9 protein-coding genes are annotated in these 12,443 nt (G+C 72.0%); 7 read left to right on the top strand and 2 right to left on the bottom strand.

Going from position 1 to position 12,443, the window contains the following annotated elements:
• Positions 1 to 22: 22 nt before the first annotated feature.
• Positions 23 to 1,705: an acyl-CoA synthetase gene (locus ACIQ7M_RS04450; protein WP_403639554.1), complete on the bottom strand. Its 1,683-nt coding sequence runs from the start codon at positions 1,703 to 1,705 to the stop codon at positions 23 to 25.
• A gap of 198 nt (positions 1,706 to 1,903) precedes the next feature.
• Here ACIQ7M_RS04450 and ACIQ7M_RS04445 point away from each other — a divergent pair, with 198 nt between their 5' ends.
• The 7 genes from ACIQ7M_RS04445 to ACIQ7M_RS04415 all read left to right on the top strand — a co-directional run bounded on the left by ACIQ7M_RS04445 (position 1,904) and on the right by ACIQ7M_RS04415 (position 10,006).
• Positions 1,904 to 2,704, top strand: a complete 801-nt coding sequence (locus tag ACIQ7M_RS04445) for a crotonase/enoyl-CoA hydratase family protein (RefSeq protein WP_386986910.1) — start codon at positions 1,904 to 1,906, stop codon at positions 2,702 to 2,704.
• Between the two features lie 78 nt (positions 2,705 to 2,782).
• Positions 2,783 to 3,724: a Zn-ribbon domain-containing OB-fold protein gene (locus ACIQ7M_RS04440; RefSeq protein WP_403639551.1), complete on the top strand. Its 942-nt coding sequence runs from the start codon at positions 2,783 to 2,785 to the stop codon at positions 3,722 to 3,724.
• Entirely contained in the window at positions 3,725 to 4,780 is a 1,056-nt protein-coding gene (locus ACIQ7M_RS04435) for a thiolase domain-containing protein (RefSeq protein WP_403639548.1), read from the top strand.
• Positions 4,777 to 5,943: a thiolase domain-containing protein gene (locus ACIQ7M_RS04430; protein ID WP_403639546.1), complete on the top strand. Its 1,167-nt coding sequence runs from the start codon at positions 4,777 to 4,779 to the stop codon at positions 5,941 to 5,943. The genes ACIQ7M_RS04435 and ACIQ7M_RS04430 overlap by 4 nt, the downstream gene beginning before the upstream one ends.
• An 83-nt stretch (positions 5,944 to 6,026) precedes the next feature.
• Complete coding sequence (locus ACIQ7M_RS04425; protein WP_355763416.1) at positions 6,027 to 6,269, top strand: DUF397 domain-containing protein; 243 nt, start codon at positions 6,027 to 6,029, stop codon at positions 6,267 to 6,269.
• 244 nt (positions 6,270 to 6,513) lie between these two features.
• Positions 6,514 to 9,405, top strand: coding sequence for an ATP-binding protein (locus ACIQ7M_RS04420; protein ID WP_403639541.1), 2,892 nt, complete (start codon positions 6,514 to 6,516; stop codon positions 9,403 to 9,405).
• A gap of 103 nt (positions 9,406 to 9,508) precedes the next feature.
• Positions 9,509 to 10,006 carry a hypothetical protein gene (locus ACIQ7M_RS04415; RefSeq protein ID WP_326789595.1) on the top strand — a complete coding sequence of 166 codons (498 nt, stop codon included), beginning with the start codon at positions 9,509 to 9,511 and terminating at the stop codon, positions 10,004 to 10,006.
• A gap of 21 nt (positions 10,007 to 10,027) precedes the next feature.
• Here the strand turns inward: ACIQ7M_RS04415 and ACIQ7M_RS04410 are convergent, their stop codons facing one another.
• On the bottom strand, positions 10,028 to 12,346 hold the full coding sequence (locus tag ACIQ7M_RS04410) for a PAS domain S-box protein (RefSeq protein WP_403639538.1): 2,319 nt from the start codon (positions 12,344 to 12,346) through the stop codon (positions 10,028 to 10,030).
• Positions 12,347 to 12,443 lie beyond the last annotated feature (97 nt).

Below are 12,443 nucleotides of genomic sequence, written 5' to 3'. Positions count from 1 at the left end.
AGGCGAATGACACGGCGGGAGGTCACAGATCCGCCGCCACGGCCACCTCCCGGGCCCACCGGTAGTCGGCCTTGCCGCTCGGCGAGCGCTGGATGGAGTGCGTGATCACCAACTGGCGCGGGACCTTGTACCCGGCCAGCCGGGCGCGGCAGTGCGTCTGGATGTCGTCGAGCGACGGCCGCGGCGCGCCCTCGCGCACCTGGACGACGGCCGCCACGTGGCTGCCCCACTTCGGGTCGGGCACTCCGGCGACCAGGGCGTCGTACACGTCCGGATGCGACTTCAGGGCCTGTTCGACCTCCTCCGGGTACACCTTCTCGCCGCCGGTGTTGATGCACTGCGAGCCGCGGCCGAGGACGATGACGATGCCCTCCTCGTCGACCGTGGCCATGTCGCCGAGGAGCACCCAGCGTTCGTCGCCCTTGCGGAAGAACGTCTCGGCGGTCTTCTTCGGGTCGTTGTAGTAGCCGAGAGGCACATGGCCGCGCTGCGCGACCCGTCCCGGCTCACCCACCGCGACCGGTTCGTACGTCACCGGATCCACCACCTGCGTACGGGCGTTGACGCGGATGCGGAAGCCGCGCTCCGGGCCGGAGTCGGCCGTCGCGGTCCCGTTGAAGCCGGACTCCGAGGACCCGAAGTTGTTGAGCAGCATCACGTTCGGGACGAGGGCCTGGAACTGTTCGCGCACCGTGTCCGACATGATCGCGCCGGAGGAGGAGACGCTGAACAGGGCGGAACAGTCCGTGCCCTTCAGCGGGCCGTTCAACGCGTCGATCAGGGGCCGCAGCATCGCGTCGCCGACCAGCGACACGCTGGTCACCTTCTCCTTCTCGATCGTCCGCAGGACGTCCTCGGGCGAGAACTTGCGGTGCAGCACGACCCGTTGGCCGAAGTTGAAGCCGATGAACGCGGTGAGCGTCGACGTGCCGTGCATCAGCGGGGGAGTGGGGAAGAAGGTGATCCCGGCACCTCCGGCCGCGACGCGCTCGGCGAGCTCCTCCGGCTTCGACACCGGATCGCCGGTCGGCGCGCCCCCGCCGAGGCCCGCGAAGAAGAGGTCCTCCTGCCGCCACATGACGCCCTTGGGCATCCCCGTCGTGCCGCCGGTGTAGATGATGAACTGGTCGTCCGCGGAACGCGGGGGGAACCCGCGCAGCGGAGAACCGGCGGCCTCGGCGTCCCCGAACTCCACGACGTCCGACGCGCCTTCGGCATCTGCCGGATCCGCCGCGCCCACCGAACCTTCGGCACCTGCCGTGTCCACCGTGCCCGCTCCGGGTGCGGCAGCCCCCACGCGGACGAGATGGCGCAGCCGCGGCGCCCGTGACCGAGCCGCCGCCACCCGGTCGGTGAACTCCGCGTCGAAGACCAGCGCCACCAGGTCCGCGTCCTGGTAGAGGTAGGCCAACTCTTCCTCGACGTAGCGGTAGTTGACGTTGACCGGCACGATCCGCGCCTTCAGACAGGCCAGCACCGTCTGCAGGTACTCGACGCCGTTGTACAGATGGAGACCGAGGTGCTCGCCGGGGCGGATCCCGCTGTCGATCAGATGGTGCGCCACACGGTTCGCCGCCGCGTCCAGCTCCGCGTACGTCAGACGACGCTCGGCGCCCGTGCCCGGGAGATCGACGTGGACCAGCGCCTCGCGGTCCGGGACCACGTCGACGACCGACTCGAACAGGTCGGCAAGGTTGTACTCCACCGCTCCTCCTGACCGTGCACGTCCGTGGCCGAGTGCCGCCAGGGCGTGTCCCGCCCCGGACCCGACGGTCATCAGAGCAAAGCCCGACCCAAGTGGGAAGGGTCCCGGCAGAAGAAATCTGACTGTCTGTCAGAAAACCCTTGTACTGGATGGACGGCTCCTGCAACCTGTTCTCGCATCCGAGACGGGAGGACGCCCATGGGTGGGACCGAACACCTCACCGTGCACCGCGAAGGCGCCACACTGGTGCTCACGCTCAACAGGCCCGAGGCCAGGAACGCGCTCTCGCTGCCGATGCTGGTCGGCCTGTACGACGGCTGGGTCGAGGCCGACGAGGACGACGCGATCCGCTCGATCGTGCTCACCGGCGCGGGCGGTGCCTTCTGTGCCGGGATGGACCTCAAGGCCCTGGCCGGCCGGGGCATGGAGGGCGAGCAGTACCGGGACCGCCTCAAGGCCGACCCCGATCTGCACTGGAAGGCCATGCTGCGCCACCACCGCCCCCGCAAACCGGTGATCGCGGCCGTCGAGGGGTACTGCGTCGCGGGCGGCACCGAGATCCTCCAGGGCACCGACATCCGGGTCGCGGGCGCCTCCGCGACCTTCGGGCTCTTCGAGGTCAGGCGCGGACTCTTCCCGATCGGCGGCTCGACGGTACGGCTGCAACGCCAGATCCCGCGCACCCACGCCCTCGAAATGCTGCTCACGGGACGCCCGTACACCGCCCAGGAGGCCGCGGACATCGGGCTGATCGGTCATGTGGTGCCCGACGGGACGGCACTGGACAAGGCGCTCGCCGTCGCCGAGCAGATCAACGCGTGCGGCCCGCTCGCCGTCGAGGCCGTCAAGGCGTCCGTGTACGAGACCGCCGAACTGACCGAGACCGACGGGCTCGCCGCCGAACTGCGGCGCGGCTGGCCGGTGTTCGACACCGCCGACGCCAAGGAAGGCTCCCGGGCCTTCGCCGAGAAGCGCCCGCCCGTCTACCGGCGGGCCTGACCCGCAAGCCCGGCCCCGGACGTGCCCCGTCCGCCCCGCGGACACGGCACGACCGGCCGTTGGAAGGAGAGATCCGGGATGCCCGAAGTCCTCAAAGCCCCCCTCGTCGTCGAGTTCCCCTTCACTCGCTCGCTCGGACCCGTGCAGAGCGCCTTCCTCACGGGGCTGCGCGAACAGATCGTCCTCGGCGTACGGACCGCCGACGGACGCACCCTCGTCCCACCCGTCGAGTACGACCCCCTCACCGCCGAGGAACTGTCCGACCTCGTCGAGGTCGCCCCCACCGGCACCGTCACCACCTGGGCCTGGAACCACGAACCCCGCCGCGGCCAGCCCCTCGGCACCCCGTTCGCCTGGGTCCTGGTCAAGCTCGACGGCGCCGACACCGCCCTGCTGCACGCCCTCGACGCCCCCGGCCCCGACGCCGTGCGCACCGGGATGCGCGTCCGCGTCCGCTGGGCCGCCGAGCGCTCCGGCGCCATCACCGACATCGCCTGCTTCGAGCCGTACGACGGCCCCGCCGCCGAACCCGCGGGCCACGACGGCCGGTTCGAGGACATGGTGACCGGGATCGTCGCCCCCGCACGGCTCGACTACGTCTACTCGCCGGGCCGCGCCCAGACCGCCTACATCGCGGGCCTCGCCGAGCGGCGGATTCTCGGCGAACGCTGCCCCTCGTGCCGCAAGGTGTACGTCCCGTCCAGGGGCGCCTGTCCCACCTGCGGGGTGGCCACCGGCGAACAGGTCGAGGTCGGCCCGCGCGGCACCGTCACGACGTACTGCATCGTCAACATCAAGGCGAAGAACCTCGACATCGAAGTCCCCTACGTCTACGCGCACATCGCGCTCGACGGCGCCGGACTCGCGCTGCACGGCCGGATCGGCGGCATCCCCTACGACGAGGTCCGCATGGGGCTGCGCGTGGAGCCCGTGTGGTCCGAGGGGGGCCGCTACCCCGACCACTACCGGCCCACCGGAGAACCCGACGCGGACTACGAGACGTACAAGGAGATGCTGTAGATGGAGCCCATCAGGGACATCGCCGTGGTCGCCTTCGCGCAGAGCGACCACCGGCGCACCTCCGACGAGCTCTCCGAGGTGGAGATGCTCCTCCCCGTCCTGCACGAGGTCCTCGACCGGACGGGCCTGCGCGCCGGTGACATCGGCTTCACCTGCTCCGGCTCCACCGACTATCTCGCGGGCCGCGCCTTCTCCTTCACCATGGCGCTCGACGGCGTCGGCGCCTGGCCGCCGATCTCCGAGTCGCACGTCGAGATGGACGGCGCCTGGGCGCTGTACGAGGCCTGGACCAAACTGCTCACCGGCGACGCCGACACCGCGCTCGTCTACTCCTACGGCAAGTCCTCGCCCGGCTCCGTACGCGACGTCCTGACACGGCAGTTGGACCCGTACTACCTGGCCCCGCTGTGGCCCGACTCGGTCGCCCTCGCCGCTCTCCAGGCGCGGGCGCTCATCGACGCGGGCGAGACCGACGAGGCGGAACTCGCCTCCGTCGCCGCCCGCAGCCGGGCCTCCGCGAGCGCCAACTCCCACGCCCAGCTCCGCGGTCCGAGGCCTCAGGGGGACTATCTCGTACGCCCCCTGCGCACCGGCGACTGCCCGCCCATCGGCGACGGCGCCGCCGCCGTGATCCTCGCCGCGGGGGACCGGGCCCGCGACCTGTGCGATCGGCCCGCCTGGATCCGGGGCATCGACCACCGCATCGAGCCCCACTCCCTCGGCGTACGCGACCTGACCGACTCCCCGTCCACCCGGCTGGCCGCCGAACGCGCGGGCGTCTTCGAACGACCCGTCGACACGGCCGAGTTGCACGCCCCTTTCTCCTCCCAGGAAGTCGTCCTGCGCAAGGCGCTGCGGCTCGACGACAGCGTGCGCGTCAACCCCTCGGGAGGCGCTCTCGCCGCCAACCCGATCATGGCGGCCGGACTCATCCGCATCGGCGAGGCCGCGGCCCGCGTCCACCGCGGGGAGTCCGACCGGGCACTCGCCCACGCCACCTCCGGCCCCTGCCTCCAACAGAACCTGGTCGCCGTACTCGAGGGGGACGCCCGATGAGCAAGGAACCCGTGGCCGTCGTAGGCATCGGCCAGACCAAGCACGTGGCGGCGCGCCGGGACGTGTCCATCGCCGGACTCGTCCGCGAGGCCGCCCGCCGCGCGCTGAGCGACGCCGAGTTGACGTGGGCCGACATCGACGCGGTCGTCATCGGCAAGGCGCCCGACTTCTTCGAGGGCGTCATGATGCCCGAGCTGTATCTCGCGGACGCGCTCGGCGCGACCGGCAAACCGATGCTCCGGGTGCACACGGCGGGCTCCGTCGGCGGATCGACGGCCCTCGTCGCCACCAACCTCGTCGCCGGCCGCGTCCACGGAACCGTCCTGACCCTCGCCTACGAAAAACAGTCCGAATCCAACGCCATGTGGGGCCTGTCGCTGCCCATCCCGTTCCAGCAGCCGCTGCTCGCCGGCGCGGGCGGCTTCTTCGCTCCGCACGTACGCGCCTACATGCGGCGCACCGGCGCACCCGACACCGTCGGCTCGCTCGTCGCCTTCAAGGACCGCCGCAACGCGCTGAAGAACCCGTACGCGCACCTGCACGAGCACGACATCACCCTGGAGAAGGTCCAGGCCTCGCCCATGCTCTGGGACCCGATCCGCTACTCGGAGACCTGCCCCTCCTCCGACGGGGCCTGCGCGATGATCCTCACCGACCGCGCCGGCGCGGCCCGTTCACCGCGCCCGCCCGCCTGGATGCACGGCGGCGCGATGCGCAGCGAACCGACCCTCTTCGCCGGCAAGGACTTCGTCTCCCCGCAGGCCGGCAAGGACTGCGCGGCCGACGTGTACCGCCAGGCCGGGATCGCGGACCCCCGCCGCGACATCGACGCCGTCGAGATGTACGTGCCGTTCTCCTGGTACGAGCCCATGTGGCTGGAGAACCTCGGCTTCGCCGACGAGGGCGAGGGCTGGAAACTCACCGAGTCCGGCGTGACCGAACTGGAGGGCGACCTGCCCGTCAACATGTCGGGCGGGGTCCTCTCCACCAACCCGATCGGCGCCTCCGGCATGATCCGCTTCGCCGAAGCGGCCCTCCAGGCGCGCGGCCAGGCCGGAGAACACCAGGTCGACGGGGCACGCAGGGTGCTCGGCCACGCCTACGGAGGCGGATCCCAGTTCTTCTCGATGTGGCTGGTCGGCTCCGCGCCGCCCACCTCCTGAGACCGTCCCTCCGACATGGCCTGTGCGCGGCACCGGCCGATCGCTAGGCTGGCCGCGGACGACGAACCGGGAGGAGCACGGACGTGGCCGAGAGCACCATCGAGCAGCACCCGCTCGCGGGCTGGGACAAGCCGGAGCTGGACCTCAGCAACGCCGACTGGCAGTCCAGCAGCCGAGGGCGCGGAGATGTCCAGATCGCCTTCGTCGAGGGTTTCATCGCGATGCGCAACAGTGTCCGCCCCCAGAGCCCTTCCCTGATCTTCACGCCCGCGGAGTGGGGGGCGTTCGTATCGGGGGCCCGCGAGGGGGAGTTCGACCTGACCTGACCGACGACCGCCGGAACCCGCTCCGCCGCCCCCAGAGTGAGGAAGGGCGGCGGCCGGGGTCCCCGCGCCCGGGAGGCCGCCCGCCGTCCGGTCCTCCCGCGGCCCCGTCGTCGCGCGAGAGGTTCTGACCAGGAGCGTCCGAACGGGCTGCCCCGTGGATGATCGGGGCGTACGCTGAGGTGCCTGTAGGTCACGGTGCGCATCCGCTCCCCGCGCGGACGCGCGATCGTGGCAGGGGGTGATCATGGGGCAACGAAGCCTTCGCAGCCGTCGGACGCTCTTCGAGCGCGAGAGTGAACTATCCGCCGCGGACGAGGCGTTGAGCGATCTGGTCGGCCTGCGCCGGGAACCCGGCGAGCCGCCGGGCCGCTCCCGCGGCGCGCTCCTCGCCTTCGCCGGACGCGCCGGCATCGGCAAGACGACCCTCCTCGGCGAGGTCCGCAGGCGCTCCGCGGCCAAGGGCTGCACCGTGCTGAGCGCGCGCGGCGGTGAACAGGAACAGCGCGTCGCCTTCCACGTCGCCCGCCAGCTCCTGCAACCGCAGCTCGCCCGGTACTCCGAGGCCGAACTCCGCTCCTCCCTGGGGAGTTGGTACGCCATCGTCGGCCCCGCGCTCGGCCTGTGCGCGCCGTCCGAGGGCGCCCCGCCCGACCAGCAGGGCCTGCGCGCCGGACTCGACTGGGTGCTCACCCACCTCGCCGTGCAGCACGCCCCCATGGTGCTCCTCCTGGACGACGCGCACTGGGCCGACGCCGAATCACTGAGCTGGCTCGCCGCCTTCGCACCCCGCGCCGAACAACTCCCCCTGCTGCTCGTCGTCGCGTACCGCCCGGACGAACTGCCCGAACACGCCGAGGCGTTCAGGGGACTGCCCGGCCGTGCCGGACAGCGTCCCATCGGCCTCGAACCGCTCAGCGCCGGCGCCGTCGCCCGGCTCGTCCGGGAGGACCTCGGCACCCAGGCCGACGACGCGTTCTGCCGCGAGTGCTGGGCGGTCACCGCGGGCAACCCGTTCGAGGCCGTCGAACTGACCGCCAAGGTCCGGGACCGCGGACTCACCCCGACCGAGGACGGAGCGCACCTCCTGCGCGACCTCGCCGCCGCCGTCAAGGGCAGCGGCATCGTCGCCCGCCTCGAACGCCTCGGCACCGCGACCGTCCGCTTCGCCTGGGCCTGCGCCGTGCTCGGCACCGAGATCCGCCCCTCACTCGCCGCCGCCGTCGCCGGACTCGGCTCCGAGGAAGCCGCCGACGCGGCGGACGCCCTGCGCATCGCCCGCATCCTGACCGGCGTCGACCCCCTCGAATTCGTGCACCCGCTGATCGCCACCGCCGTCTACCGCGACATCCCCGGAAGCGTCCGCGTCGCCCTGCACGGCCAGGCCGCCTGGTGCGTGATCGACGAAGGACTCGGCCCGGCCGCCGCCGCCCGCCACCTCATGGAGACCCACCCGGACGGCGACACCTGGATCGTCCAGCAACTGCGCGCCGCCGCCCGCGAGACCCAGCGCGCCGGAGCCCCCGACGCCGCCCGCCGCTACCTCGCCCGTGCCCTGCGCGAACCGCCGCCCTTCGAGGACCGCGCCGCCGTCCTCTACGAACTGGGCTGCGCGTCCCTGCTCACCGAGCCGGGAACCACGGTCAACCATCTGCGCGCGGCCCTGGAAGAACCGATCACCGACCCCGAGCTGCGCCACAACATCGTCTACCGACTGTCCCAGGTGCTCGCCCACAGCGACCGCCTCGCCGAGGCCTCCGAGACCCTCGCCCGCGAGATCCCGGTCACCGGCGACGCCCGCGTACGTCTGCGCATGCAGTCCGAACAGTTCATGTGGGACGCCTTCCGCGCCGACGAACCCGACTCGCCCTCCCGCTCCCGGCGCCTCGCCCGGCTCGCCGACCGGCTCACCGGCCACGACCTCACCGAGCGCTATGTCATCGGGCTGCGCGCCTGGGACGCCACCCTGCGCGGCGAACCCGCCCCCGTCGCCCTCCACCACGCCGAGCGCGCCCTGACCGGCGGCCTCGGCTGGGCCGAGGCCGACCGCGGCTTCGAGGTCCCCGTCCTGGTCGCCATGACCTTCATGTACGCCGACCGGCCGGGCCGCACGGAAGAACTCTTCGCCACCGGGATCGCCGACTTCGAATCCCAGGGCTGGCACGGCGCCCACCTCTCCTTCGGCTACACGATCCTCGGATACGTCCGCTTCCGCCGCGGCCGTCTGGCCGAGGCCGAGGACTTCGTCCGCGCGGGCCTCCGACTCGCCGAACGCGTCGGGCCCGGTACACCCGTCCACTGGTACGCGGTGGGCACCCTCATCCAGGTCCTGCTCGCCCGGGGCCAGGTCGAGGAGGCCGCGCGCACCGGCGAGGCCTACGCCTTCCACGCCCCGTTCCCGGCCGCCGTGACCTTCCCCGACGCCCAGACCGTGTACGGCGAACTCCTGCTCGCCCGCGGCCTCACCAGGGACGCCGCCGTCGAGCTCGCCTCCGCCGGCCGCCGCCTGGACCCGCGCGGCATGCGCAACCCCGCCTGGTGCCCCTGGCAACTCCACCTCGCCCGCGCCGAGAGCCACGACGCCCCGGAACGCGCCGTCGCCACGGCACTCGAAGCGGTGAACCGCGCCCGCCAGTACGGCGCCCCCTCCACGATCGGCCAGGCCCTGCGCGTCGCCGCCGAGGTCTCCCCGGGACCCGACCGCGTCCGGCTCCTCGAAGAGTCCGTCGGCCATCTGGAGCGCTCCCCGGCCGCATACGAACTGGCCTGTTCCCTGGTCGCCCTGGGCACCGAACTGCGCCGCGCCGGACGCCCCAGGGAAGCCGCCGAGCACCTGTACCGCGGCCTCGACGCGGCGGTCCAGTGCGGTGCCGACGGACTGATCGAGGACGCCCGCGACGAGCTGGCCTCGGCGGGACTTCGGCCGCGACGGCTGCACAGCACCGAGACGGACGCCCTCACCGCCCGCGAGCGCACCGCCGCCTCGCTCACCGCGCGGGACCGGACCCCGGCCCAGATCGCCGAGGAACTGCACATCGACGAGCACGCCGTCGTCCGTCTCCTGTCGGCGGTCTACCGCAAGGTCGGCACCGACCGCCGGGGACTGGCCGCGGCACTGGAGGACCAGGCCATCTCCTGACACCGCCGGCCCGCCCTCCGGCCCCGCGCGCACAGAGCCCGCGGGGCCGGTACGTACGGCGCCCGTGGGGCCCGCTACGCGCCCGTGCACGTACCATTGCGGCATGTCCTTCCTCCGCCGCCGCAGCGCCACGCCCGCCGGGCCCGAGTTCGATGTTCTGGCCATGGATCCGGGCGACTGGCCCGGCAATCTCGGCGCGGGCCTGCTGCCCGCCCCCGACGGAAGCTGCCAGGGCGTCTTCCTGCGGTACGACCTGTTCGGCGGCCGCGGTCCCGCGATGATCATCGGCAACCTGCCCGAGGGCTCCCAGGCCCGGGACGTCGCCGAGAACGAGGTCCCCTTCGAGGTGGCCCAGCTCCTGATCGCGCTGGAGAACAACGAGGAGGTGACCGTCACCGGGACCGAGGACATGCCGGTGATGCAGGGCGACAACCTCCTGATCGTGCGCCGGCTGAAGCTCTCCGAGACCCGCATCTCCTGCGTCCAGTTCGACCGCAGCGACAACGTCCTGGTGACCATCGCCGCCTGGGACCGTCCGATCACGGACGACCTGTACGCACTCCTGAAGCCGCTCCCGGCGGAGCTGTTCCAGCAGGGCTGAGGCCGAACACCCCACCCGGCGTCACAGTTTGAGGGTGAACCAGGTCGTCTTGCCCGCGTCGGTGGGCCGTACCCCCCAGTTGTCGGCGAGCGCGCGGACCAGGATCAGGCCCCGTCCCGACTCCTCGTCCTCGCCGGCCGTCCGCGGCTGCGGCAGATGCGGACTGCGGTCGCTGATCTCCACGGTCAGGTCGGTCGCGCTGCGGCACAGATGCACGCCGATGGGCCCCTGCGCGTGTTGTACGGCGTTGGTGAGGATCTCCGAGAGCAGCAGCCGGGCGTCCTCCCCGGCGGGAACGCAGTCCCAGGCGGTGAGCGCCTTGCTGAGGAAGGCGCGGCCCTCCGGGACCGACTCGGGCACCGCGGGAAGGTCCGTGTTGACGGTGGCCAGGGGCCCGTCGGGGAGCCGGGTGAGCAGCAGTGTGACGTCGTCGTTGTGCCCGTCGGAGTCCGGCAGCAGGGCCGACAGCACATGGTCGGCGGCCTCCTCCAGATCGGGTGCGGTGTCGAACAGGCCCGCGAGGGTGACGGTCAGTTCGGTGAGCTGGTCCTCGATGTCGCTGCCGGGCGTCTCGATGAGACCGTCGGTGTACAGGACGAGTGTCGCCCCGGGAGGGATCACCGAGGTCGCCTGCTCGTAGAGGATGCCGCCGACACCGAGCGGCGCGTTCACCGGCGCGGGGAGCTGCCGGGCACCGGTGCCGGGCGTGGCCACCAGGGTCGGCAGATGCCCGGCCGAGCAGACCGTCACCTCACCCGCGTCGGCGGAGATGACCAGATAGCAGCAGGTCACGAGCTGGTCGGGCACATCCAGATCGCCGACGACGGCCTCCAGGGCCTGCATCAGCTGGCGGGGCTGCATGCCGGTCTTGGCCAGGGCGTGTGCGGCGGAGCGCAGTTGGCCCATCACGGCGGCGGCTTCCAGACCGCGGCCCATCACATCGCCGATCAGCACCCCGACCCGGCCGGCGCCGAGCGGGATCAGGTCGAACCAGTCCCCGCCCACGCCCGCTCCCTGCGTGGCGGGCCGGTACCGGCTCGCGGTGGTCAGCCCCGGGATGGCGGGCGGCGTTCCCATGAGGCTGCGCTGGAGGGTGAGGGCGATGTGCCGCTGCTGCTCGTACAGGAAGGTCAGCTCCGCCTCGGCCCGCTTGCGGTCGCTGATGTCCCGGACGATCGCGCACGCGCCGATCACCGTGCCGTCCGCGTCCCGGGTGGGCCACAGCGTGATGTCCACGTCCAGCAGGGCGCCCGAGCGCGTCAGCCGCAGGGTCTCGAAGTGCTCGACCTTCTCACCGCTGCGCAGCCGGTCGAGGAGCATGTCGATCTCGCCGCGCCGCTCCGTGGTCGCGAGCAGGGACACGTGCCTGCCCATCACCTCGGCGCGCGAGTAGCCGTACAGCCGCTGCGCGGCGGCGTTCCAGTAGGTGATGTGACCGTCCAGGGTCTTGGCGAGGATCGCGTCCTGTGAGGACTCGACGAGACCGGCCAGTTCGTTGATGCGTGCCTCGGCGCGCTTGCGGTCGCTGACGTCCCGGACGGCCGCGGAGACGAGGAGTCCGTCGCTGGTCTCCAGCGGGCTGAGGCTGATCTCGACGGGGAACTCGGTGCCGTTCTTGCGCAGGCCGTGGAGTTCGAGTCCCGCGCCCATCGGACGGACCTGGCGGTTGTCCGTGTAGCCGTTGCGGTGCCGGTGGTGGTGGCCGCGGAAGCGGCCGGGTACGAGGAGGTCCACGGAGTGCCCGAGCAATTCCTCACGGCGGTAGCCGAAGAGGGCCTCGGTCTGGGCGTTCACGAGTTTGATCGTGCCGGTGTCGTCGACGATGACCATGGCATCGGGTGCCGCCTCCAGCAGACCCCGAAACCTTTCCTCTGCGGCCTTGCGGTCGCTGACGTCGCGGACGGCGGCGGAGACGAGGAGTCCGTCGGCTGTCTCCAGCGGGCTGAGGCTGATCTCGACGGGGAACTCGGTGCCGTTCTTGCGTAGGCCGTGGAGTTCGAGTCCCGCGCCCATCGGACGGACCTGGCGGTTGTCGGCGTAGCCGGCGCGGTGGAAGGAGTGATGGGCGCGGAAGCGGCCCGGCACGAGGAGTTCCACGGGGCGGCCCAGCAGTTCCTCGCGGGTGTAGCCGAAGAGGGCCTCGGTCTGGGCGTTGACGAGTCTGATGGTTCCGGTGTCGTCGACGATGACCATGGCATCGGGTGCCGCCTCCAGCAGACCCCGAAACCTTTCCTCGGCCCCCGCGGGCGCGTCGTTGCGGGGTTCGCCACCGCACTCGCATCGCCGGGGGACCGCCGCACCGGCCGGCCGCGCTGAAGTCTCTTTGACGAAGTTGCCCATGCCTGCCCCAGGGTGTGCCGTGTTCGTGAACGGCCCATCACAGCGCACGGAGAGCAGACGTGCGGTTACATGTCGTTAACTGGCCCGAGCGCGGCCG

Source organism: Streptomyces sp. NPDC096324, from assembly GCF_044763015.1.
GTDB lineage: Bacteria > Actinomycetota > Actinomycetes > Streptomycetales > Streptomycetaceae > Streptomyces.
Note: the sequence above shows the minus strand (reverse complement) of the source record. Positions and strands in the feature narration are given on the sequence as shown.